This window comes from Stenotrophomonas sp. BIGb0135 (assembly GCF_024810105.1).
Lineage (GTDB): Bacteria > Pseudomonadota > Gammaproteobacteria > Xanthomonadales > Xanthomonadaceae > Stenotrophomonas > Stenotrophomonas maltophilia_AB.
In genome coordinates this window covers 1-22,389 of sequence record NZ_JANUDX010000015.1, presented here as the reverse complement: position 1 = coordinate 22,389, position 22,389 = coordinate 1, and the positions used below count along the sequence as shown (strand labels likewise).

Genomic DNA, 22,389 nt, shown 5'->3' with positions numbered 1-22,389 from the left:
CTCCGGTGGGAATGACGCGTGATCGGGGCGGGCGTTGCCGCGGTCGGGCGCACTGCGCGGTGCGCAGCACGTCATGCCGACGCGATTTGGATCGGTTCAACGCCCCTGCCTGACAGCGCTGTCATACAAAGCGCGGCCAGTACTGTCAACTGCGCAACGTCGCGGTGGCCGCGTCGGTCCCGCAACGACGGGGGCTGGCGTTCAAACGCGTGCCTGGATCATGCTGCCGGTGTTGCGATGCCGCACGGAATGCGCGGGTACGCCAGAAGTCATCGCGGCATGGCAACATCCGCCTGCATCGGCAACACCGTTTCGACACCGCCGCACTACCATCGGCATCTGCCGACCTGCCCCCACATAGGATCCACCGCACCATGCGTAGTCGAATCGAGGATGTCGCCGCAGTTGCGGGCGTTTCGATCAAGACCGTGTCCCGCGTGCTCAACAACGAGCCCAACGTGCGCGCCGAAACACGCGAGCGCGTGGCCGCGGCAGTGGCGCGGCTGGGCTACAAGCCCAACCTGTCCGCGCGCAGCCTGGCCGGGCAGCGCTCCTACGCATTGGCGCTGGTCTACAACAACCCCTCGCGCAACTACCTGATGGAAATCCAGAACGGGATGCTCGAGGCCTGCCACGCCAGCCACTACAACCTGATCCTGGGGCCGGTCGGCGTCGGCCGCAGCACCCTCCCCGACCTGGCCGCGCTGTTCGAGAATTCGCGGCCCGATGGGGTGGTGCTGATCCCGCCGCTGACCGACGATGCCGTGGTGCTGGCCTACCTGGAGGAGCACGAGATCCCGTTCGCCAGCATCGCCCCGCGCCATCCCGATGGCTGCATCGGGGTGCGCATGGACGAGACCACCGCGGTGGTCGAGCTGATCGGCCACCTGGTCGCGCAGGGCCATCGCCGCATCGCCCACATCAAGGGGCCGCGCGCGCACGGTGCCTGCCAGTGGCGGCTGGCCGGCTATCGCCAGGCGCTGCGTGCGCACGGCATCGCCTACGACCCGGCACTGGTGGCCAGCGGGCAGTTTTCGTTCGAGTCCGGCATCGAGGCAGCCAACACGCTGCTCGACCTGCCGCAACCGCCGACGGCGATCTTCGCCGCCAACGACGACATGGCGGCCGCGGTCTACCGCGTGGCCGGGCAGCGCGGCCTGCGCGTGCCCAGGGACCTGTCGGTGTGTGGCTTCGATGACACCCCCATCGCCGGGCACATCTACCCGGCGCTGACCACGGTGCGGCAGCCCACCGCGCGCATGGGCACGCTGGCCACCGAGCAGCTGATCGACCGGATCCGGTCGGCCGACGGCGGGCGCATGGTCACCGTCGAGCATGCGGTCCTGGTGCGTGAGTCCACCCACGCACCCCGTCGGCGCTGAGCGGCGCGTTTACGCGCTGCGGCGCGCGCCCCACCACGCGTAGAAGACGATGTACAGGTAGCACAGCATCGGCAGCAGGAAGGACAGCTGCAGGCCGTGGCGATCGGCCAGCCAGCCCATCGCCAGCGGCACCACCGCGCCACCGACGATCGCCATCACCAGCAGGCTCGAACCCTGCCCGGTCAACGCGCCCAGGCGGCTGATGGCCAACGCGAAGATGGTCGGGAACATGATCGAGTTGAACAGGCCGATGCTGACCACCGCCCACTTGGCCAGCCCGCCACTGCCGAGCATGGTCACCGCCAGCAGCGCCATCACCACCAGCGCGAAGATGCCCAGCAGGCGCCGCGGGTCCAGCCGCGCCAGCAGTACCGTGCCGATCAAGCGGCCGGCCAGTGCACCGCCCCAGTACAACGACACGTAGCGGGTGGCCTCCTGCTCGGTCAGGCCTTCGCCGATGCCCGGCATGGACAGGAAGTTGACCAGCACGCTGCCGATGGACACTTCCGCGCCCACATAGAAGAAGATCGCCAGCACCCCATAACGCAGGTGCCGATGGCGCAGGGCATCACGCAGTCGACCACCGACCGCGCCCTCTTCCACGCCGGGGATGGCCGGCAGGCGGAACATCCAGATCGCCGCGGCCAGCACGAACAGCGCCACGGCCAGGCCGAAGTACGGCAGCTGCACGGACTGCGCCTCGGCGGCGCGATACGCCAAGGCCTCGGCCTGCGGCAACAGCGCCAGCGCCGCATCGGTGCGCGGCTCGGCGGACAGGATCAGCAACCCGCCAAACAGCGGTGCCAGCGTGGTGCCCAACGCATTCATCGACTGCGCCAGAGTCAACCGGCTGGAACTGGTCTGTTCGGGACCGAGCAGCGCCACGTAGGGGTTGGCCGCTACCTGCAGCACGGTGATGCCGGTGGCGAGCACGAACAACGCACCGAGGAACAGCCCATACACGTGCGCGTGCGCGGCGGGCCAGAACAGCAACGCGCCGACCCCGGCGATGGCCAGGCCCGCAACGATGCCGCGCTTGTAGCCCACCGCGGCGACCAGGCGCCCGGCCGGCAGCGACATCAGGAAGTACGCGCCGAAGAAAGTGAACTGCACCAGCATCGCCTGCACCCAGGTCAAGGCGAACGCGGCCTTGAGGTGCGGGATGAGGATGTCGTTGAGGCAGGTGAGGAAACCCCACATGAAGAAAATAGCGGTGACCACCGCCAGCGCCACGCCATTGCTTTGCACGTGTTGCCCGCGAACTGCAGCAGGGTTGTCCATTGCATGTCCTTCCGGAAGGGGGTGCCGGCCACGCGGCGGCCACACATGGAACCCGCTTCGTCCACGATTGTCCAGCGCTGTCAGCCGATCGGTCATGGCAGGACGAACGGTGCCCGGCGCGGCGCGCGGTGTGCTTCGCGCAGTTTCGTTCTGCACTGCACAACGCTGCTGCGCTGCTGAAACCGCACGACCCCGTGCGGTGAAAAACGCATGGCAAGGCCTGCGCCGCAGGCGTTTGCCCGCCTTCCCGTGCATGCCGACGACAGCGCTGGACATCGCCCGCACCGCGCATGGAGGGGGGACGCGAAGGGGTGTTTGTTGACAACGCTGTCAGCCATGGCTCCCAATCCGGCCGACTGTGCAGTGGAACCGCGCCATCACGCCGTAGGACCGCCATTATCGATTTCCCTGGGGAGGGAGCTTTCATGAAGACGTACAAGGTCGTACCTCGCAAAGCGATGCTTGCTTCGGCTCTGCTGGCCGTGCTGGCCAGCCCGGCCTGGGCCCAGGATGCCGCCACGCCGTCGGCGCAGAGCCCCGACCCGACCACGCTCGATGCGGTGCAGGTCACCGGCATCCGTGGCAGCCTCACCTCGTCGATGAACCTCAAGCGCGACAGCCAGGGCGTCGTCGATGGCATCGTCGCCGAGGACATCGGCAAGTTCCCCGATACCAACCTGGCAGAATCGCTGCAGCGCATCAGCGGCGTATCGATCGACCGCACGTCCAGCGGCGAAGGCTCCAAGGTGACCGTGCGCGGCATCGGCCCGGACTTCAACCTGGTGCTGCTCAACGGCCGCCAGATGCCGTCCTCCAACCTCGGCAACGGCGGTGGCGGACTGTCCGGCTCGCGCTCGTTCGACTTCGCCAACATCGCCTCCGAGTCGATCTCGGCGGTGGAGGTGTACAAGACCACCCGCGCCGACAATCCCACCGGCGGCATCGGCGCCACCATCGACATCAAGACGATGCGCCCGCTGGAATCCGAGCCGGTCATCAGCCTCGGCCTGAAGGCGGTCAACGACAGCTCCAACGACAACCTGCCGCGCACGCTGCAGGGCGCCAGCGTCACCGGCGAACTGTCGGGCATCTTCAGCCAGCGCTACGCCGACGACCGCTTCGGCGTGACCTTGAGCGGCAGCTACCAGGAGCGCGACTCCGGCTTCAACCAGGCCACCGTGGCCGAAGGCTGGGCCACGTTCTACGGCAATGAAAGCACCGACTGGCGCGCCCTGCCGCAGCCGGGCCAGGGGTATGCGGACCGCATCCAGAACCGGCCCGGCCCCACCGACGTGTACGCGCGCCCGCAGAACACCGCCTACAACGTCAACGGCGTGCAGCGCCAGCGCACCAATGGCCAGGCCACGTTGCAATGGAAGCCAGCCGACAACGTCACCACCACGCTGGATTACACCTACGTGGAAAACAAAGTGCAGCAGCAGCGCAGCGAGCTGTCGGTGTGGTTCAACTACGGGCCCGGCGACAGCAACTGGACCAATGGCCCGATATCGGCGCCGATCCTCTACAGCGAGGACATGACCAACTCGGACGTGTCCATGGGCGGCATGAAGCTGGCCACCAAGAACACGATGGATTCGCTCGGCTTCAACGTGGACTGGGCAGTGAACGACGCGCTGGACCTGTCCTTCGACGTCCACAACTCGACCGCCGAATCCCAGCCGGACGGCCCGTACGGCTCGGCCGGCGTGCTCGGCGTGGCCGCTTTCGTGCGCGGCAAGACCACCGTGGACTACAGCGGCGACCTGCCGATCATCAACATCGCGCTGCCGCCGGGCGGCGTGCAGGCCGCCGATGCGCTGGTCACCGGTTCGGTGTTCCAGAACAGCTACAACAAGTCCAAGGTGCAGCAGTACCAGGGCCGCGGCACGTTCAAGTTCGCCGACTATTCCGCACTGGATTTCGGCGTGGGCCACACCAAGGTGGAGAACCGCTCGGCCTCGGCGATCATGCAGCGCGACACCTGGGGCGGCCTCGGCACGCCGGCCGACTACGACGACAGCATCTGGTACGCCGATGACATGGCCAGGTACTTCGATGCGTTCTCCGGCCACGGCGACCCGCGCCTGACCGGGCAGTTCCTGGTGTTCGATTTCGACCGCCTGCGCGAACGTGCCGGCCAGGTCGCCGCCAACGGCGAGCCGCCCTGCCCCACCTGTTACCTGGCGCCCACCGAGTACACCGAAGACATCCGCACCACCGAAACCTCCAAGAGCGCCTACCTGCAGTACCGCACCACCTTCGACTGGACGATGCCGCTGCATGTGGCCGCCGGCGTGCGCTACGAGCAGACCGAGGTGGAATCGACCGCGCTGGTGCGCGTGCCGACCAGCATCAACTGGGGCTCGGCCAATGAGTTCAACCTGGGCTACGCCGCCGAGGGTACCTTCATCGGCGGCAAGGGCAAGTACGACTACGTGCTGCCCAACGTGGACCTGAAGCTGGACCTGTCCGAAACACTCGCCCTGCGCGGCAGCTACAGCCGCAGCATCGGCCGGCCCGGCTGGACCCAGATCGACAGCGGTCGGCGCTTCGACACCATCGTGCGCACCCAGGGCGGCACCGGCTCGCGCGGCAACCCGGGCCTGGAGCCGCTGCTGTCGGACAACATCGACCTGTCGCTGGAGTGGTACTACGGCGAATCCAGCTATGCCTCGGTCGGCTTCTTCCGCAAGAACATCAAGAACTTCATCAGCAACACCATCGTGCGCGACAACAGCGCCGGGCTGCATACGCCGGTGGGCGGCACCTACTGGAACGAGGCCTTGGCATCGGGCTGCGGGGTGACCGACATGCCGTGCATCCGCGATTACATCTTCGCCAACCACGACGGCGATCCGGGCGTGACCGCCACCGGCACCAACTCGGCCGGGCAGCGCACCGGCACCATCGTCGGCCAGCCTGGCGACCCGGTGGCCGGGTTCGACATCACCGTGCCGGCCAACCAGCGTTCGGACCACCTGGACGGCTGGGAACTGAGCGTGCAGCAGTTGTTCGGGCAGACCGGCTTCGGCCTGGCCGCCAACTACACCAAGGTGAAATCCGGGCTGACCTTCGACAACCTGAGCCTGGGCGACCAGTACCCGATGATCGGCCTGAGCGATTCGGCCAACCTGGTGCTGTTCTACGAGAAGTACAACTGGCAGGTGCGGGCGGCCTACAACTGGCGCGACACGTTCCTCAACGGCATCGGCGGCCAGGGCCCCAACCCGAACTACACCGATGCCTACGGCCAGCTCGACCTCAACATCAGCTACGCGGTCAGCGACCAGCTCACCCTGAGCCTGGAAGCGATCAACCTGACCGACGAAACCATGCGCACCTACTCGCGCCACACCAACATGCTGCGCTACGCCACCCAGACCGGCCCGCGCTACATGTTCGGGGTCCGCTACACGTTCTGATCCCACCCGGGCCGCCGGTGGGGCGGTCGCTCGACACGAGCGGCCGCTCCGCCGGCGCCCGGTCGCTTCACGCGCCGGCCGTGCGCTACGGTAGGCGCCACCCACCCCATCCGCCGAGGATGTCCATGTCCCCCCTGCCCGGCCCGATCGACGAGATCCCGGACCTGGATCCGGCGCAGCTACCCGCGCTGCTGCGTTCGTGGACCACCCCGAAGGTGCTGCGCGGCCTGGTCGCGCACTGGCCGATGGTGACCGCCGCGCGTGACTCGGCGGCAGAGGCGGTAGCCCACCTCAAGCAGTTCGACCACGGCCGGATGCCGGTCACCGCCACCACCGCCGCACCGCAGGCGCAGGGCCGGATCTTCTACAACGAGGACATGACCGGCTTCAATTTCCGCCGCGAACAGATCGCCCTGAGGGTGGTGCTGGATACGCTGCTCAAGTACCAGGCCGAACCGGCACCGCCCACCATCTACGTGGCCTCGACCACGCTGGACAGCTTCCTGCCCGGCTTCGCCGCCGCCAACCCGTTGGTGCTGGGCGTGGACGAACCGCTGACCAGCATCTGGATCGGCAACCGCTCGCGCATCGCCGCCCACCAGGACGTGCCGGACAACCTGGCCTGCGTGGCCGCCGGCCGGCGCCGGGTCACCCTGTTTCCGCCCGACCAGATCGACAACCTGTACATCGGGCCGCTGGATTTCACCCCGGCCGGGCAGGCGGTCAGCCTGGTCGATTTCGCTTCGCCGGACCTGCAGCGCTTCCCGCGCTTCCCCGTGGCGCTTGCGCAGGCCCAGGTCGCCGAGCTGGGACCGGGGGATGCGGTGTTCATTCCCTCGTTGTGGTGGCACCACATGGAAGGCCTGGACGCCTTCAACGTGCTGGTCAACAGCTGGTGGCGGCCGGTGCCGGCGTGGATGGACGCGCCGATGAATGCCCTGATGCTGGCGATGCTGGCCCTGCGCGAGCTGCCACCCGCGCAGCGCGCGCACTGGCGGGCCCTGTTTGACCACTACGTGTTCGAGGCCGACGCGGGAACCCACGCACATATTCCCGCACACGCGCGCGGCGTGCTGGCACCGCTGGATGCCGCCACGGCCGGCAACGTGCGCAGCGTGCTGCGCAGGCGCCTGGAGCGCTGAGCGCTGCGGCACGCACCGCTTCACCCACGCGGCGGCGGAATCCGCAATAATCCGCGCCGTGACCGTAGTCCGCCCGGGAGCGGGGAAGTCGTGCGCTCCTGATTGCTCCATCGATGCCGTTCCATCCGTCCCTCGGCTGGCGCAGCACCCTGCCAGTCCGAATCGCCCGCATGCGCCCGTTGTCCACCCGTCTGAACCTCGGCAAGCTCATCCTTGCCCTGGCCCTGCTCAGTGCGCTGGTCGCCCTGGCCAACGCCCTGCACGCCAGTTACCGCGTGCAGCGCGAACAGCTGATCGGCAATACCCTGGAGGCAAACCGGGTGTATGCCAGCAAGCTGGCCGAGACCACCCAGAATTTCATCCAGTCCGCGCAGCAGCAGCTGGCCTACAGCGCCACCGCGTTGGGCCAGCGTGCGCACGACCGCGGCGAACTGGAGGCCGAAGCGGCGCGCCTGCAACTGCAGACCAACAGCTTCAATTCGGTGTTGATCGTGGACCCGGCCGGCACCGTGCTCGCCACCTCGCCGCTGAGCCTGGCCCTGCAGGGCGTGGTCCTCAACAGCCCGGGCAACAAGGAAGCGCTGGTCCGCCGCGAGCCGTTCATCAGCGACCCCTACCAGTCGGCCACCGGTCGCCTGATCGTGGCCATTTCGCACCCGATCTTCAGCGCGCAGGGCCAGTACAAGGGTTATGTCAGCGGCACCCTCTACCTGCGCGAACGCAGCATCCTGCAGACCCTGCTCGGCAAGCACTACTACCGCGACGGGTCCTATCTGTACGTGGTCGACCGCAACGGCCGCATCCTGTACCACGTCGAGCCGGACCGGGTCGGCCAGTTTGCGCAGGAGAACCCGGCGGTGCAGGCAGTCGGCAAGGGCCATTCCGGCGCGCAGCAGGTGCGCAACAGCCACGGCGTGGAAATGCTCGCCGGGTACGCACCGGTGCCGGCGGTGCGTTGGGGCGTGGTGGCGCAACGCCCCACCGAGGCAACCCTGGCACCGCTGGCGAGCCTGATGACCTCGGTGATCTGGAACGCCATCCCGTTGGGCGTGCTGTCGCTGCTGGTCACCTGGTGGTGCGCGCGGCGCATCTCGCTGCCGCTGTGGCAACTGGCCCGCAACGTGCAGAACCGCGACACCGGCATCGCCATCCGCCATGTCACCGGCATCCGCGCCTGGTACTACGAGGTGTCCCACCTCAAGCAGGCCCTGCTGTACAGCTTCAACCTGCTGCAGGACCGCATCGGCAAACTCAACCGGGCCAGCATGACCGACCCGCTCACCGGCCTGCAGAACCGCCGGGGGCTGCAGCAGGGGCTGGAGGACTGGCAGGCGCGTGGCCAGCCGTTCGGGATCATCGCGCTGGACATCGACCGCTTCAAGACCATCAACGACCGCTTCGGCCATGCCGTGGGCGATGCCGTGATCCTGCGCATCGCGCAGCTGATGCGCGACGACTCGCGTGATACCGACCTGCTGTGCCGCAATGGCGGCGAGGAATTCCTGATCCTGCTGCCGGGGATCGACACCGACGCCTCGGCGCGCATCGCCGAGCGCCTGCGCGTGCAGGTGGCCGCGGAGGTGTTCGACGAGGTCGGCTCGGTGACGGTGTCGCTCGGCGTGGCCCATTACCCCAGTTACCACGACGACCCGCAGCAGGCCCTGCGCCTGGCCGACAAGGCCCTGTACATGGCCAAGGAACAGGGCCGCAACCGCACCGTGGTGTACCCGCAGGCGTGAGCTTGCGGGCGGCGCCGGGGCCACGCCGGCGCCGCTGATCCACAGCGACGCCGACAGGGGTGGCTCAGCCCTGGCCGAGCACCGTCTTGAGGACCGGCCCGCGCGTGTCGCCGGCCACATACACGCCGTCACCCAGCGCGTCCGGCGCTACCACCACGGGCTCGGGCTGCTGCCATGCCGCCCGCTGGCGAGGGCCAGGCAGATACGGCTCCCACGCAGGCACGTCGCGCGAAGGGGAGTGATCGGCATAGCGCACCGGCAAGCGCACCACCCAGGTCTCGCGATCGGCCAATGGGCCCTGCGTGGGGATGCGGAACTGCCAGTCACGGACCGCCTGGATGGCGCTGTCGGCAAATGCAGTGCGGACCCTGTCGAGCTGGCGCGGCGGCACCAGCACGCGCAGGTTGACCTGCTCGGCGGCGACATTGCGCACCTTTCCATCGCGCCCGACCTGGATCAGCAGGAACACATCGGCGGCGGCACCGCGACCGGCGGTGCGCACCGGGTAGGTCGGCACCGAACCGCTCAGCCGTGCCGGCCGGGTCAGGTCGTCTTCCCGATACTCCATGAAACTGGCGCTGCGGATCTCGATCCGGGCGCTGCCATCGCCCTGCACCTTGCCGACCACGCGCAACGAGACCGGCGTGGTGATGGGCACCGCCCTGCCCTCCTGCAGCGTCGGCTCGAACGCCCAGCCGGCCATCGATTCCTTGACGAAGCCGACCACGCCGGCGGGGATGGCCTGTTCGTCCTTCAGGCGCACCGCGACCACGTGGCCGTCGGCCCCGATATCCAGGCTGCCGTGAATCCGCATGCTCGATTCCACCTGGTCCTGCAACGCCCGCATGCTGGGCGCCGCCTCGACGCTCCCGGGGCTTGCGCTCACGCCAGCCAGGCCCAGCCCGGCGACCAATATCCAACGCAACGATGACGCCATTGCCATGACTCCTTGTCCTGATCGGACCGACAGCCTAGCAAATCAGGCCGATCGATTCGGCGACATCCGCGCCGCACCGGCGCGCCGGATCAGCCGCCGAGCGGGGTCAACAGCCGCGGGCCCCGGCTGGCCGCGTCGGCCATGAAGACGCCCCCCTCGGGCAGCAGGTCCGCGTTGGCATCGGCGCCCAGCGCGGTGTCGGCGCGCCAGGGCGCCTGCTGGCGCGGGCCCGGGATGTAGGCATCCCAGCGGCCGTAGCGTGCCTCGCGGTCGTCGTTGAGGGCGAAGTGCACCGGCACGCGGATGGTCCAGCTGGCATCGTCCTTGCGCTCGCCGGTGGTGGGGACCCTGAAGGTCCATTTGCGCGCCGCCGCCATCGACACCTGGGACAGCTTGTCGCGCATCCGGCGCATCACCGCTTCGTTGGTGGCCAGGCGCAGATTGACCTGCTCGGTGGCCACGTCGATCACCTTGCCATCGCGCCCCACCTGCACCAGCAGCAGCACGTCGCCGCGCCCTCCGATGCTGTAGACCTCCTTGGGATAGGCCGGCGGCGACGCCTTCAGCCGGGTCACGTCTTCGGTGGAGGCCGGGTCGTAGCGCTCGAAGTTGGCCGCCAGCAGCGTCACCTGTTGACGGCCATCGTCGGTGACCTTGCCGCCCAGGCGGATGCTGACCGGCGTGCGTGCCTTGACCGGGTGGCCGTCGACCTGCACCGGCTCGAACCGCCAGTGCTGCACCTGGCCTTCGACGAAGCCGGCAAGCGCGTCATTGACCTTGTCGCGCTTGTCCAGGGTGAAGCCTTCGACCTGGCCCTGGGGACCGATATCGATGTGGCCGGTGAGCACCATGCTGGCTTCGGCCTGTTGCAGGACCTGGCTCCGGCTCTGCGCGCCTGCGCCCGGAAGCATGACCATGCTGGCAGCGCCGACGGCGAGCGCCAGCGCAAGAATATGGGATGAACGCATCGCACCTGCTCCTTGTGGATGCATCGAAGCGTAGCGCAGGCACGCCTCGCCCGCCAATCAGGCCAACCGATGGCTGGACGCGTACGGCGCGGTGTCGGGAAAGTCACCCGCAGCGAAGCGCGCCTGCAGGCCCTGCCACCAGCCCGGGTCGAACAGATGCGCGAAGTGCTCGCGAACCGCCGCCAGCTCGGCGGCCGGCAGGCCCATGAACATCCAGAAGCGCTCGGGAAAGACATCGCGCGGGCCGATCTGGAACCACGGCTCGTCGGCCAGGGCTTCCTCGTCGTTACGCGGCGAGGGCCACGCGCGGAAGTGGCAGTCGCTGACCAGGCACAGCTCGTCGTAGTCGTAGAACACCGCGCGCCCATGCCGGGACACACCGAAGTTCTTGGGCAGCATGTCGCCCGGGAAGATGTTGTTGCGGGCCATGTCGGTGATCGCCTGCGCATAGTCCAGCGCGGCCCGGCGCCGCGCCTCGCTGCCCTGCTCGCGCAGGTACAGGTTGAGCGGGCGGAACCGGCGCTGCACATAGCACAGCGCGATCACCAGCTCATCGCCCTCCGCGTGCACGCTGCCGCTGCACTGGCCCAGCAGTTCCGCCAGCAAGGCCGGGGAAAACCGCGCACGCGGAAAACGCAGGTGGCGGTATGGCTGCGCGTCGAGCAGGCGACCGACCCGGTCCAGGTTGAACACCAGCGCGTACTTTTCTTCCACCTGGTTCCGGGTCATGGACTTGGGCCAGGCGAAGCGGTCGCGGATCAGCTTGAACACCAGCGGGTAGCTGGGCAGGGTGAACACCGCCATGACCATGCCGGGGGTGCCATCGGCATGCACCAGCTGCTCACTGGCCTGCTCCTGGAAATGCCGGAAGAACGTGCGGTAGCGCTCGGTCTTGCCCTGCTTGGCACGGCCGAGCACGGTGTAGATCTCGTCGATCGGCTTGGCCGGCAGCAGGCTGCGCAGGAACACCACCGCGTCACCGACCGTGGCCAGGTCGGCCTGGAAGTAGCTGCGCGATACGCCAAACAGATGCGCCACGTCACGGCGGCCCGTCAATACCGCTTCCGCGCGCAGGCCTTGTCCATCGTTGACCAACGCGATCACGCACGGCGAGAAACGGTGCTCGCCAAATACCCGGCCGACCAGGTAGGCGCGGCGCTCGCGGTAAAACACGGTATCGAGCAGTTCGATGCTGCGCACCGGGTAATCGCCCCAGTGGGCCAGGTCGTCCTGCAGGCGCACCGCGATGGCCGCCGCGCAGCGCAACTGGTGCGCATAGGGGATGTCGAAGCGGTAGTCGCCGAGCACCCGCACGATCGCCTCGGCCGGGCGCGTGGCCGACAGCGTGTAGCTGTGCCGCGCCACCGGGTGGGTGATGGCGTCGGAAGGCTCCACGTCCATCGCCATGAACTCGATCGCCGCATCCACGCCCTCGGTGGCGAACAGCCGCCGCGCCAGGGTGTTGTAGAAGGTCTTGTACAGCTCGGCATCGATCAGCCCGTCCAGCAGCGCCGCATAGGCCGGGCGGATCTGTAGCCACAGCGCGCGGGTGCCCACGCTGTCGCCGGCGGCGCGGCGCACCGCATCCACGGTCTGCGCGATGCACAGGTCGTACAGCCCGATCCGCTCCACCGCGTCGGCCCGCGCACCGGCCCAGTCACGGCGCTGGAAGCGTCCGCGCGCCCGCCGCGTCACTGCCGCGAAGCGCGCGTGGTAGGCCTCGAAGCCGTCGCGGATCAGGCCTGCCAGCAGTCGAGCATCACCATCGGCACCACGCATGCGGGCAGACCCATAAGACCTGCACCAACCATACGACAGCCGGCCCCGCCCCGGGTAGAGCCGACCGTGGGTCGGCTGCACCGGACGGACAGACGCGCCGCCGGACGCCACTGCGCCACGCCCGGCGGCGGCAGGCTACAGCGCCAGTTCGGCCTCCACGTCCTGCACCTTGCGCCGCGCCAGCGCCAGGTTGGACTTGTTGCGATCCAGCACCAGGTACAGGAACAGGCCCTTCTTGCGCGAGACGGGGCGCAGGATGTGGTACGCCTTGCCCAGCGAGATCAGGATGTCCTCGATGGTGTCGTTGAGGTTGAGCGAGGCCGCCGTCTTCATCTTGGCGCGGATCACTTCGGTATTGCCCGCTGCGGCAACTTCCATGTCCATCCCCGAGCCGGCCTCCCCCAGCAGCATGCCGCTCTCGTAATCGACCAGCGCCACTGCCTGGGCGCCATCGATGGTCATCAGCGCGTTCAAGGTATCGTCGAGTCCTGCCATGTTGCACCCCGTTGGTTGTCGAGCCCCGTCTTCCCCTGCGGATCGGCTCGTGATCCGCTGAGTTCGGCCATGATGTTCCGGCCACATTCCTTGGCATTCCACAGCACCTTGCCGATCACGCAGCGCGCATCGCAGGCGGTCATCAGCAGCAGGGGGGCCGGCTCGGCAGGCAACGCCAGCATCAGCACCTTGCCGCCGTCGGCCTCGAGCATCAGCACCTCCAGCTCGCCCAGCGCCAGCTCGCGCCCGACTGCCGCGGCCAGGGCCAACATCGCGCTGGTCATCGCCGCCAACCGTTCGCCGTTGCCATGGGTGCCGGCCGCCGGCACCAGGGCGAAGCCATCCACGCTGGCCAGCACCACGCTGCGCACGCCGTTGATGTCGTCGGCAAAGCGCTGCAGGTGACCGGCCAGGCGCGTCCGCAGTGCGGCATCCAGGCCGCGCACCTCGTGTCCGTCAGCCATGCGCCGCCACCAGTGCCCCGGCTTCCATCTCGCTCATCAGCACGTCCATCAGGCACAGCCCCTGTTCGCGGTCACGCGCATCCAGCGGCACCACCGGCAACCAGCGCCCCTCGCGCCCGGCCCGGACCGCGCAGGCCTCCAGGTCGAACTGCGGGGCCAGGTCCAGCCGCGATACCCCGATCACCGCCGGCACCTGCGCGGCGTGCTGCAGCAGCACGCCCAGGTAGGCCTCCAGCTCGGCGATCGCCGTGCCGCGGGTGGCGTCGAGCAGCAGCACCACCCCGCTCGCGCCCTGCAGCAGGATCGGCCACAGGAAGTCGAACCGCTGCTGCCCGGGCGTGCCGTACAGGCGCAACCGGTCGCCGTTGGGCAGGTCGATGTCGGCATAGTCCATGGCCACGGTGGTCGAGGCCTTGTCGGCGCCCTGGCGGTCGCTGTTGTGCACATCGGTGTCGATCACCGCGCCGGCCGCGATCGCGCGCACCAGCGTCGACTTGCCGCTGCCCATGCTGCCGAGCACCACGATCTTGTGTTCGCGCATGCTCAGCCCCCGCCACGCTGGCGCACGCTGCGCCACATCCGGGCCAGCAGCCCGCCGCCTTCGCTGGCCACGCTGGCCAGCCGGCTGCCCTCTGCCGCCGGCTCCAGCGCGGCGTAGCCGCACAGGTAGGCCGGGTGCACGAACGCACGCACCGCGGCACCGGAAATGTCCAGCAGCGAGGCGCATTCGTCCACGCTGCAGGCGCGCTTGAGCAGCAGCGAACACAGCCGGAAGCTGTCGTGCTGGTGGCCCAGTACGCGGAAATCCGGCCAGCGCAACAGGCGCACGCGCGCGTGCCGCTGCAGGCGTGCATCCAGGTCGTCCCAGTGCGCCGGGTGCTGGCCCCATTGCCACAACAGCGGGCGCAAGGACTGGCGCGGCAGGTCGCCGGCCAGCTGCTGGTAGCGCTTGGCCGCAATACCGTGCAGTGCCAGGCGCTCGAAGTCATCGGACAGCAGTTGCGCCAGTTCGGCATTGCCGCTGCCATCGGGCACCACCATCTGGTCCTGCTCGAAGTCCAGCAGCAGCAACGGCAACCCATCCAGGGCAAGCACGGCATGCCCATGCCGCGACTGCAGGCTCTCGCGCAGCGCGCGGGTGATGGCCTTGGCCGCGCGCGCCGCAATGGGCTCCTCGATCGGCGCCGATACCGCCGGCATCTGCCGCAGTGCATGCTCGATCGCGTGGTCGTCGAGCACGGCATGTTCATCGCCCTGCCCATGCCGCAGGTGGCCATGCTGGTCTTCGATCCAGAACTGGATCCTGGGCCGCTCGCGCACCATCCGCATCGCCGCGTTGCGCAGCGCGGGCGTGTCCTTGATCACCAGCAGGTCGCAATCGTCCAGATCGCGGCAACTGCGCACGGTATCGGCCGGCAACGCCGCCGCCGCACGCAGGCGCTGCAGCAAGGCGTGCTCCCCCTGGATATCCGATCCAACCACCAGCACCCTGGCCATCGCCTTCCCCTGCGCTGTGAGAGTTCACACTTACTGCAGAAAAGATCGTCGATAGGCTATGCCATCGATATCGGCCTATAAGTGATGGATCGCACAGATTGAGTTGACGTTTGCGCACCGTGCGCGGCCGTCCGGACGCCGTCGCGACAAGGCAAGTTCCGTTCCATTCGCGTTGACGCGGCCTTCATGCCGGAGACCCGGGCACGACCATCGTCACGCTTGCCGAGGTGGCGGGCGATGGCCGCCCTCAACGGCGACGTCGCCTCGATCATCTGGCTGCAACGGGGCGAACCGGACCCGATCCACACACGCCGCCTACCTGACCCTGATCGAACAGGTGGTGGCGGCCGATGATCCCACCGCGATGCTCTACCTGGGCGACATGCGCCACGAGGCTGGTGGGGACGAGGCCGTGGACTTCACCCGCGGCGAGGTGGCGGGTCATGCGTGGCAGATCGCGGCGTGCAGGCGCGGGCTGGACTGCGCGGCAGGGAGCGCGTTGATGGACCAGTTCTGCATGGCGGGCATGTGCGCACCGTCGGACCTGGAGGCGTACATCCGCGCCGAGGTGGCCCGTCGAGGGGGCGACGTGGACCAGCTGGACGTCGCGGTGGACAGCATCCTGGCCCTGTTCCCGACGCCACCGCGCCAGCACCGCCGCTAGTGCGCCGCGCACAAAAAACCCGCGCCGAGGCGCGGGTTCTTCGTCCATCACCGCGTGTGCGGCAGGCGGAGCTTACAGCGCGGCCAGCGCACTGTTGAGGGTCGCGCTCGGACGCATCGCCGCCGCCGCCTTGGCCACGTCCGGACGGTAGTAACCGCCGATGTCCACCGGCTTACCCTGCACCGCGGCCAGCTCTTCAACGATCTTCTGTTCGTTGTCGGCCAGTGCCTTGGCCAGCGGAGCGAAGCGGGCCTTCAGCGCGGCATCGTCATCCTGCGCGGCCAGGGCCTGGGCCCAGTACAGCGCGATGTAGAAGTGGCTGCCGCGGTTGTCGATGCCACCGAGCTTGCGCGAGGGCGACTTGTCGTTGTCCAGGAACTGGCCGTTGGCCTGGTCCAGGGTCTTGGCCAGCACGGTTGCGCCCGCATTGTCGTAGCGGTTGCCCAGGTGTTCCAGCGAGGCCGCCAGGGCCAGGAACTCGCCCAGCGAATCCCAGCGCAGGTAGTCCTCTTCCACGAACTGCTGCACGTGCTTGGGCGCCGAACCACCGGCACCGGTCTCGAACAGGCCGCCACCGGCCATCAGCGGCACGATCGACAGCATCTTGGCGCTGGTGCCCAGCTCCATGATCGGGAACAGGTCGGTCAGGTAGTCGCGCAGCACGTTGCCGGTCACCGAGATGGTGTCCTCGCCCTTGCGGATGCGGTCCAGCGAGAAGGCCGTCGCTTCCACGGGGGCCAGGATGCGGATATCCAGGCCGGTGGTGTCGTGGTCCTTCAGGTAGGTTTCGACCTTGGCGATCACCTGCGCATCGTGGGCGCGGCTGGCATCCAGCCAGAACACCGCCGGGGTGCTGCTCAGGCGGGCGCGGTTCACGGCCAGCTTGACCCAGTCCTGGATCGGGGCGTCCTTGGTCTGGCACATGCGCCAGATGTCGCCGGTCTGCACGGCATGCTCGAAGACCACGTTGCCGGCCTCGTCGGTAACGCGCACGGTGCCATCGGCCGGGATCTGGAAGGTCTTGTCGTGCGAGCCGTATTCCTCGGCCTTCTGCGCCATCAGGCCCACGTTGGGCACCGAGCCCATGGTGGCCGGGTCGAACGCACCGTGGGTGCGGCAATCATCGATCACCGCCTGGTACACACCGGCGTAGCAACGGTCCGGGATGACCGCCTTGGTGTCCTGCAGCTTGCCTTCGGCGTTCCACATGCCGCCCGAGTCACGGATCATCGCCGGCATCGAGGCGTCGACGATCACATCGCTCGGCACGTGCAGGTTGGTGATGCCCTTGTCGGAATTGACCATGGCCAGGCCCGGGCGCTTGCCGTACTCGGCTGCGAGGTCGGCCTTGATCGCTTCCTGGGTGGCGTCGGGCAGCTGCGGCAGGCGCGCGAACAGGTCGCCGATGCCGTTGTTGGGATCGAAACCGGCCTGCTTGAGCACGTCTGCGTGCTTGGTCAGCACGTCCTTGTAGAACTCTTCGACGACCACGCCGAACATGATCGGGTCGGAGACCTTCATCATGGTGGCCTTGAGGTGCAGCGAGAACAGCACGCCCTTGGCCTTGGCATCGGCGATCTGCGCCTGCACGAACGAAGCCAGCGCGTTGCGGCTCATCACCGCCGCATCGACGATCTCGCCGGCCTTGACCGCGGTCTTTTCCTTCAGCACGACGGTCGTGCCATCGGCCTGCTGCAGCTCGATCTTCAGGCTGCCGGCGCTGGCCAGCGTGGCCGACTTTTCGCTGCCGTAGAAATCGCCGCCGTCCATGTGCGAGACGTGCGACTTGGATTCGGTGGACCACTTGCCCATGCGGTGCGGGTGCTTGCGCGCGTAGTTCTTCACCGACAGCGGCGCACGGCGGTCCGAGTTGCCTTCGCGCAGCACCGGGTTGACCGCGCTGCCCTTGACCTTGTCGTAGCGCGCCTTGATGTCGCGCGAGACGTCGTCGGTCGGCACGTCCGGGTAGTTCGGCAACGCGAAGCCCTGGTCCTGCAGTTCCTTGATCGCCGCCTTCAGCTGCGGCACCGAGGCGCTGATGTTGGGCAGCTTGATGATGTTGGCGTCCGGGGTGGTCGCCAGCTGGCCCAGCTCGGCCAGGTGGTCGGCCTCCTTCTGGTCGTCCTTCAGGTAATCCGGGAACAGCGCCAGGATGCGGCCGGACAGCGAGATATCGCGGGTTTCAACGGCGATGCCGGCGGTGGCGGTGTAGGCCTCGACGATCGGCAGCAGCGACTGGGTCGCCAGGAACGGGGCTTCATCGGTGAGCGTGTAGAGAATCTTGGGCGAACTGGACATGGGGGATCAGGGCTCTCTTGCGGATCTCGTGAATGATGGCCGACGGCGATGCCGGGCCGCGTGCAACCGTGTCGCGCGCAGGGCACCGCAGAGCGTGGCCCGCACTTTCCCCGAGGAGCGCGCCACCCAGCGGTGCGTGCGGCGGGAAACCCCCGCATTGTCGCGTTTTCAGCTCTCGGGAGCAAAGCCGGACCATACGCAAACGTATTGGAACACATCGATCTACGCGGCGGTTGGCGGCCAGATGGCGGCGGGCGCGAAAGTGGCGTCAGACCGGGTTCGGTGCAGGCTTGGATGTGTGCGTGTATCGTCGGAGACTCAGTCCGTCGGCGCCTTCGCGGAAGCTTTGCCAGTTGCCCACTCGGAAAGCGCCTGTCCCCACATACTGCGCCTGGGGCACACAAGCGTCTGATCGGTGCGATTTCGTTTGAAACTGCATACACGGAAGCCACCAAGCACTGCAGCCAAGGCAGCTTGCTCCACTGCGCCTGTCGTTCTTGCCACCAAGTGCAACGGCATCACCTCTGACTTGGCGGAAGAAACGTGCAGGTCGTAGCGAACTGATTTTCCCTCGCTCACCTTGAACGCATAGAGCTGATAGCCGGGAGCAGTCAGCTTCAGATCTGCGGGGGTGTCTGCTGGCCGTCTACTGGGTGCATCCCCCTCGTATACAAGTACGACCTCACGCCCCTCCACCTGCACGCGATGGAGTCCAAAGTCCGCAGGCGCCTCGTAATTCACTGACATCCCACTGGGAATTCGCAAGCAGGCGCCATGGAGAAAGTGGTCGCAGCTGTAGGCCCAGAGGTTTGCATCTTGCGCGGAGGATGAAAGCGGCGCCAAGACGGCGATAAGACTGACGTAGCGATAGAAGCTCTTCATACCTATCGTTCCCGTTTTTGAACATTTGAACTGGACTCGATCATTCCGTTAATCAGGAAATCATCGACGATTCCAGGAACTCTATTCATCACCCCATTTCCTCGGGCTGGGTCAGGCCGACCAGTAGTTTTGTCATAAAGGTCATCCACGCCGCCAAGATGGCCTACTTCATGAGGAACAACACCCCTTGAAAATCGATCAAGAACGTTGATCTCACTGCGTTTTCCACCAAGCTCCGCGAAACTTCTGCCTGTTGGGTGAGATGTCTCACCCTCAACGAGCTTGACCTCATTTCTAGCTGAGCGCGGCGTCTTTTTGGTGATGTCCGAAACCCCCACTGTGACGCGGGTTTGCTTGCCATCCACGCTGTATGTGCCAGACATCGAAGACACCTGTTCCTTGAAGGTCGCAACGTTCTCTGGCGACGCGGCAGCGCCGGTGAATTTGGTAGGAAAATCTATGTTTATAGATCCATCCTTCATGCGCGTTACGATCGCAACGCGCCCGTCTGGATCCGTGAAGGAATACGGGTTCCCATTCGCGTAGCGGTATCTATTGAACTGGGACGGCCGGCCACCATGGGGCGTGACAGGATCCACGCTGAGAAACAGCCCTACGTCAGGTGCGTAGTATCGCTGTTGCATGTAGCTTAAGCCGGTCGAACCATCTCGTACATGGCCCGCAAATGCAGGCCCATCAGAATCACCGTCGCCAACGGGATGGCCAAAAGGCTCATATGCGAATCGCTCGAGTAGATTGCCCTGCTCATCCGTAGTTGCGACCGGACTACCCAAAGCATCGGTATGTATGTACGTCACTTTTTGAGCATTTGCCGGAAAAATTACCGGGACCATCAGAAGCGGCAGCAACCTAGCAACACTCATTTTCTCTTCCTGAGAGCTCTTACCTGAGAGCAACACTTAACACAGTTCCGACCGCAACTACTAGTTCAAATAAAAAAGACGCAGCCTCGCGGCTGCGTCCATCGTGAGCCTGTTGCCGGGAGAGAGTCGGCGCGGGCTTACTTGACCTCGAACTCTTGCGGCGTTCCGGCCGCCTTACCATCTACCGTGACTTCCGCGCGGTACTTGCCCGCCGGCCAGCCCTTGGCATTCTTGAAGGTGATGTTGGTGGTCTCGGCCGCCGTGGTGTTCAGCGTCTGCGAGTTCTCACCGGCCACCTGGCCATCCTGGAAGGTCAGCTTGGCGCCGACATTGGCGTTGCTGGCGGCACCGTCGGTGCGGACCGACACGATGATGTCGTCCTTCGGGGCGAACAGCGCCGTGGTGGCCACGCTCTTGTCGGCGGCAGCGGTCTTGCCCACGGTGACGGTGGACACGGTCACCCCGGCAGCAGCGGCCATCGGCTGCGGCGCGGCCTGGGTCATCGGTTCCGGCGCAGCCGGCGTGGTCGCCGCGGCGGGCTGCGCATTATTGTCGGCGGTGTCTTCTTTCTTCTTGCAACCGACCAGCGCAACGGTGGCCAGCAAGGCAGCGAGTACGGCGGTACTGATGGACGTCTTCTTCATGGAATTCCTCCCTGGGAATCTGTGGAATGCAAGTGGAACGACTCAGCCTTTGGGCGGCAACTTGAGGGTCTGGCCCGGGAAGATCTTGTCCGGGTCGTCCAGCACATCACGGTTGGCCTCGAAGATTTTCTGCCAGGCGTTGGCGTCGCCCAGCTCCTGTTTGGCGATCTTCGACAGCGAGTCGCCCTTCTGTACGGTGTAGGTGCCTCCCACCTTCTCGGCGGTGGTATCCACCGATGAGGTGACGCCGGAGAAATCAGCCTTTTCCACCTTCTGCGCGGTACTGTCCACGCTCGAGGTGACACCGGAGAAATCGGCTTTCTTATCGGTACTCATCCACACGCTCCCGTCTTCATTGACGACATGGGAGGCACGGTGTCACAGCCCGTGTTAATGAGACATGGCGTGGATGTGAAGACGTGCGGAACGAGGGGCGACGGCGGCGCCACGCCCTGTGTGACTGGACCCATCAGGTCAGGCCGCCCACGCAGCCACGCAGGGCGTGGCGGTCCCCCAGCCCCGGGCGGGCCGGGGCGGCGGCGGCCCGTTGCCGGCCACTGGCCGGCAGCCGGTTACTGGCGCAGGTCGCGCACGGTGCGGGCCGGCAGATCGATGCCCGGGCTGGCCCGCCACGGGTTGATGTCCAGGCCGCCGCGGCGGGTGTAGCGCGCTTCCACTTCCAGCCACTGCGGTGCGCAGCGCTGGGTGATTTCGCTGAAGATCCGCTCCACGCACTGCTCGTGGAACTCGGCGTGTTCGCGGTAGCTGACCAGGTACTTCAACAGCCCCTCGCGGTCGATCTGCGGCCCGTGGTACCGGAGGCTCACACTGGCCCAGTCCGGCTGCCCGGTCACCGGACAATTGGACTTGAGCAGCGCCGAGCTCAGCGTCTCGGTGACGATCTGCGACGCATCCGCCGACAGGAACCCCGGCGCCGGCGGGCCGTAGCACTCGATCGCCACGTCCAGGTCGTCCAGCGACTCGCCCTCGGCATCCTCCACCAGCACCGGCACCCCGAAGCGCACCGTCACCACCGCGCCTGCGCACGTCGACAGATCGGTCACCATGCGCAGCCGCGCCGCCTCGTCATCATCGAAACGCGTACTGTTGAGCGAATTGAGGTACAGCTTGAACGACTTGGATTCGATCAGGTTCGGCGACGTGCACGGCACGCTGATCGTGGCCACCGCCACCCGAGGCTTGCCGCGCCGGTCCAGCCAGCTCAGCTCATAGGCCTGCCAACGGTCGTGCCCGACGAACGGCAGCGCCGCCTCGTCCAGCCCGATCTCTTCACGCGCGCCACGGCGCGGAATGGGAAACAGCAGCGCGGGATCGTACTGCGACGGGTAAGCAACCTCGCGACCGAGGCTGGAGTCCTGGGGGGTATTCATCCGCCCATTTTACGCTGGTGGCCGAGCCACGTCCGACACCTGCCGCCACCTGGTCAGTACCGAGCCTCGCCCCGGCCAATGGCCGGGACCTCCGCTGGCTGCCCTGCTTCGGCCTCCCCGCCCGTCACCAGCCAACGGTCCGGGGGGAGCCGGGGTGGGGTGGCGGTGCCCCTGTCCCCCAAACATGGGTTCAAGGCGTGCCCTGGGTGCTCCGGCTCCGGCTCCAGCTCAGGCTTCGGCTTCGCTGTCCCATCCGTCACCAGCCAACGGTCCAGGGGGAGCCGGGGTGGGGTGGCGGTGCCCCTGTCCCCCAAACATGGGTTCAAGGCGTGCCCTGGGTGCTCCGGCTCCGGCTCTGGCTCTGGATCCGGCTCCGGCTTCGGCTCCGGCTTCGGCTTCGCCGTCCCATCCGTCACCAGCCAACTGTCCGGGGGTGGGGCGGGGGGGGGGGGGGGGGGCCGGGGGGGGGGGGGGGTGGGGCCCAACAAACCCCCCAGGTATGGGGAAGGCCCGGGCCCGC

General features: G+C 67.2%; 19 protein-coding genes. 5 read left to right on the top strand and 14 right to left on the bottom strand.

All coding sequences use genetic code 11. The features are described from left to right. Window positions 1-374: 374 nt before the first annotated feature. A complete protein-coding gene (locus M2421_RS20365) occupies window positions 375-1,382 on the top strand; it encodes a LacI family DNA-binding transcriptional regulator (RefSeq protein ID WP_259210186.1) in 1,008 nt (335 codons plus the stop codon). A gap of 9 nt (window positions 1,383-1,391) precedes the next feature. On the opposite strand, the gene M2421_RS20360 is transcribed toward M2421_RS20365, so the two are convergent. After that, entirely contained in the window at window positions 1,392-2,663 is a 1,272-nt protein-coding gene (locus M2421_RS20360) for a sugar MFS transporter (RefSeq protein ID WP_259210185.1), read from the bottom strand. Window positions 2,664-3,088: 425 nt separating this feature from the next. Between M2421_RS20360 and M2421_RS20355 the strand changes: the two genes are divergently transcribed. From M2421_RS20355 to M2421_RS20345, 3 genes are all read left to right on the top strand, one after another. Next, entirely contained in the window at window positions 3,089-6,085 is a 2,997-nt protein-coding gene (locus M2421_RS20355; protein ID WP_259210184.1) for a TonB-dependent receptor, read from the top strand. Between the two features lie 125 nt (window positions 6,086-6,210). Beyond that, window positions 6,211-7,227, top strand: a complete 1,017-nt coding sequence (locus M2421_RS20350; RefSeq protein WP_259210182.1) for a cupin-like domain-containing protein — start codon at window positions 6,211-6,213, stop codon at window positions 7,225-7,227. Between the two features lie 170 nt (window positions 7,228-7,397). Next, entirely contained in the window at window positions 7,398-8,966 is a 1,569-nt protein-coding gene (locus tag M2421_RS20345; RefSeq protein WP_259210180.1) for a sensor domain-containing diguanylate cyclase, read from the top strand. Window positions 8,967-9,030: 64 nt separating this feature from the next. On the opposite strand, the gene M2421_RS20340 is transcribed toward M2421_RS20345, so the two are convergent. From M2421_RS20340 to M2421_RS20310, 7 genes are all read right to left on the bottom strand, one after another. Beyond that, on the bottom strand, window positions 9,031-9,903 hold the full coding sequence (locus M2421_RS20340; protein WP_259210178.1) for an energy transducer TonB: 873 nt from the start codon (window positions 9,901-9,903) through the stop codon (window positions 9,031-9,033). 89 nt (window positions 9,904-9,992) lie between these two features. Then, window positions 9,993-10,871 (bottom strand): energy transducer TonB, encoded by an 879-nt coding sequence (locus tag M2421_RS20335; protein WP_259210176.1) that lies wholly within the window; start codon window positions 10,869-10,871, stop codon window positions 9,993-9,995. A gap of 57 nt (window positions 10,872-10,928) precedes the next feature. Continuing rightward, a complete protein-coding gene (aceK, locus tag M2421_RS20330; RefSeq protein ID WP_259210175.1) occupies window positions 10,929-12,650 on the bottom strand; it encodes a bifunctional isocitrate dehydrogenase kinase/phosphatase in 1,722 nt (573 codons plus the stop codon). 135 nt (window positions 12,651-12,785) lie between these two features. After that, on the bottom strand, window positions 12,786-13,145 hold the full coding sequence (locus tag M2421_RS20325) for a hypothetical protein (protein WP_038685821.1): 360 nt from the start codon (window positions 13,143-13,145) through the stop codon (window positions 12,786-12,788). Further along, complete coding sequence (locus M2421_RS20320) at window positions 13,121-13,609, bottom strand: roadblock/LC7 domain-containing protein (RefSeq protein WP_259210174.1); 489 nt, start codon at window positions 13,607-13,609, stop codon at window positions 13,121-13,123. The genes M2421_RS20325 and M2421_RS20320 overlap by 25 nt, the downstream gene beginning before the upstream one ends. Next, a complete protein-coding gene (locus M2421_RS20315) occupies window positions 13,602-14,150 on the bottom strand; it encodes an ATP/GTP-binding protein (protein WP_259210173.1) in 549 nt (182 codons plus the stop codon). The genes M2421_RS20320 and M2421_RS20315 overlap by 8 nt, the downstream gene beginning before the upstream one ends. Before the next feature lie 2 nt (window positions 14,151-14,152). Further along, complete coding sequence (locus M2421_RS20310) at window positions 14,153-15,106, bottom strand: hypothetical protein (protein WP_259210172.1); 954 nt, start codon at window positions 15,104-15,106, stop codon at window positions 14,153-14,155. A gap of 337 nt (window positions 15,107-15,443) precedes the next feature. Between M2421_RS20310 and M2421_RS20305 the strand changes: the two genes are divergently transcribed. After that, window positions 15,444-15,770 carry a hypothetical protein gene (locus M2421_RS20305; protein ID WP_259210171.1) on the top strand — a complete coding sequence of 109 codons (327 nt, stop codon included), beginning with the start codon at window positions 15,444-15,446 and terminating at the stop codon, window positions 15,768-15,770. 72 nt (window positions 15,771-15,842) lie between these two features. Here M2421_RS20305 and M2421_RS20300 read toward each other — a convergent pair whose 3' ends face one another. From M2421_RS20300 to queF, 6 genes are all read right to left on the bottom strand, one after another. After that, window positions 15,843-18,068, bottom strand: a complete 2,226-nt coding sequence (locus M2421_RS20300) for an NADP-dependent isocitrate dehydrogenase (RefSeq protein ID WP_259210170.1) — start codon at window positions 18,066-18,068, stop codon at window positions 15,843-15,845. Window positions 18,069-18,386: 318 nt separating this feature from the next. Then, entirely contained in the window at window positions 18,387-18,950 is a 564-nt protein-coding gene (locus M2421_RS20295; protein WP_259210169.1) for a hypothetical protein, read from the bottom strand. Between the two features lie 2 nt (window positions 18,951-18,952). Then, entirely contained in the window at window positions 18,953-19,834 is an 882-nt protein-coding gene (locus tag M2421_RS20290) for an RHS repeat-associated core domain-containing protein (RefSeq protein WP_259210168.1), read from the bottom strand. A 137-nt stretch (window positions 19,835-19,971) separates the two neighbouring features. Beyond that, on the bottom strand, window positions 19,972-20,478 hold the full coding sequence (locus M2421_RS20285) for a hypothetical protein (RefSeq protein WP_259210167.1): 507 nt from the start codon (window positions 20,476-20,478) through the stop codon (window positions 19,972-19,974). Window positions 20,479-20,520: 42 nt separating this feature from the next. Beyond that, complete coding sequence (locus M2421_RS20280) at window positions 20,521-20,814, bottom strand: LysM peptidoglycan-binding domain-containing protein (protein ID WP_259210166.1); 294 nt, start codon at window positions 20,812-20,814, stop codon at window positions 20,521-20,523. A gap of 236 nt (window positions 20,815-21,050) precedes the next feature. After that, window positions 21,051-21,869, bottom strand: coding sequence for an NADPH-dependent 7-cyano-7-deazaguanine reductase QueF (queF, locus tag M2421_RS20275; protein WP_259210165.1), 819 nt, complete (start codon window positions 21,867-21,869; stop codon window positions 21,051-21,053). Between the last annotated feature and the right edge of the window lie 520 nt (window positions 21,870-22,389).

Bases quoted from the DNA above. Each gene is read 5' to 3' on its own strand.
- M2421_RS20365 (WP_259210186.1), top strand. From the start codon at position 375: ATGCGTAGTCGAATCGAGGATGTCGCCGCAGTTGCGGGCGTTTCGATC.
- M2421_RS20360 (WP_259210185.1), bottom strand. From the start codon at position 2,663: ATGGACAACCCTGCTGCAGTTCGCGGGCAACACGTGCAAAGCAATGGC.
- M2421_RS20355 (WP_259210184.1), top strand. From the start codon at position 3,089: ATGAAGACGTACAAGGTCGTACCTCGCAAAGCGATGCTTGCTTCGGCT.
- M2421_RS20350 (WP_259210182.1), top strand. From the start codon at position 6,211: ATGTCCCCCCTGCCCGGCCCGATCGACGAGATCCCGGACCTGGATCCG.
- M2421_RS20345 (WP_259210180.1), top strand. From the start codon at position 7,398: ATGCGCCCGTTGTCCACCCGTCTGAACCTCGGCAAGCTCATCCTTGCC.
- M2421_RS20340 (WP_259210178.1), bottom strand. From the start codon at position 9,903: ATGGCGTCATCGTTGCGTTGGATATTGGTCGCCGGGCTGGGCCTGGCT.
- M2421_RS20335 (WP_259210176.1), bottom strand. From the start codon at position 10,871: ATGCGTTCATCCCATATTCTTGCGCTGGCGCTCGCCGTCGGCGCTGCC.
- aceK (WP_259210175.1), bottom strand. From the start codon at position 12,650: ATGCGTGGTGCCGATGGTGATGCTCGACTGCTGGCAGGCCTGATCCGC.
- M2421_RS20325 (WP_038685821.1), bottom strand. From the start codon at position 13,145: ATGGCAGGACTCGACGATACCTTGAACGCGCTGATGACCATCGATGGC.
- M2421_RS20320 (WP_259210174.1), bottom strand. From the start codon at position 13,609: ATGGCTGACGGACACGAGGTGCGCGGCCTGGATGCCGCACTGCGGACG.
- M2421_RS20315 (WP_259210173.1), bottom strand. From the start codon at position 14,150: ATGCGCGAACACAAGATCGTGGTGCTCGGCAGCATGGGCAGCGGCAAG.
- M2421_RS20310 (WP_259210172.1), bottom strand. From the start codon at position 15,106: ATGGCCAGGGTGCTGGTGGTTGGATCGGATATCCAGGGGGAGCACGCC.
- M2421_RS20300 (WP_259210170.1), bottom strand. From the start codon at position 18,068: ATGTCCAGTTCGCCCAAGATTCTCTACACGCTCACCGATGAAGCCCCG.
- M2421_RS20295 (WP_259210169.1), bottom strand. From the start codon at position 18,950: ATGAAGAGCTTCTATCGCTACGTCAGTCTTATCGCCGTCTTGGCGCCG.
- M2421_RS20290 (WP_259210168.1), bottom strand. From the start codon at position 19,834: ATGAGTGTTGCTAGGTTGCTGCCGCTTCTGATGGTCCCGGTAATTTTT.
- M2421_RS20285 (WP_259210167.1), bottom strand. From the start codon at position 20,478: ATGAAGAAGACGTCCATCAGTACCGCCGTACTCGCTGCCTTGCTGGCC.
- M2421_RS20280 (WP_259210166.1), bottom strand. From the start codon at position 20,814: ATGAGTACCGATAAGAAAGCCGATTTCTCCGGTGTCACCTCGAGCGTG.
- queF (WP_259210165.1), bottom strand. From the start codon at position 21,869: ATGAATACCCCCCAGGACTCCAGCCTCGGTCGCGAGGTTGCTTACCCG.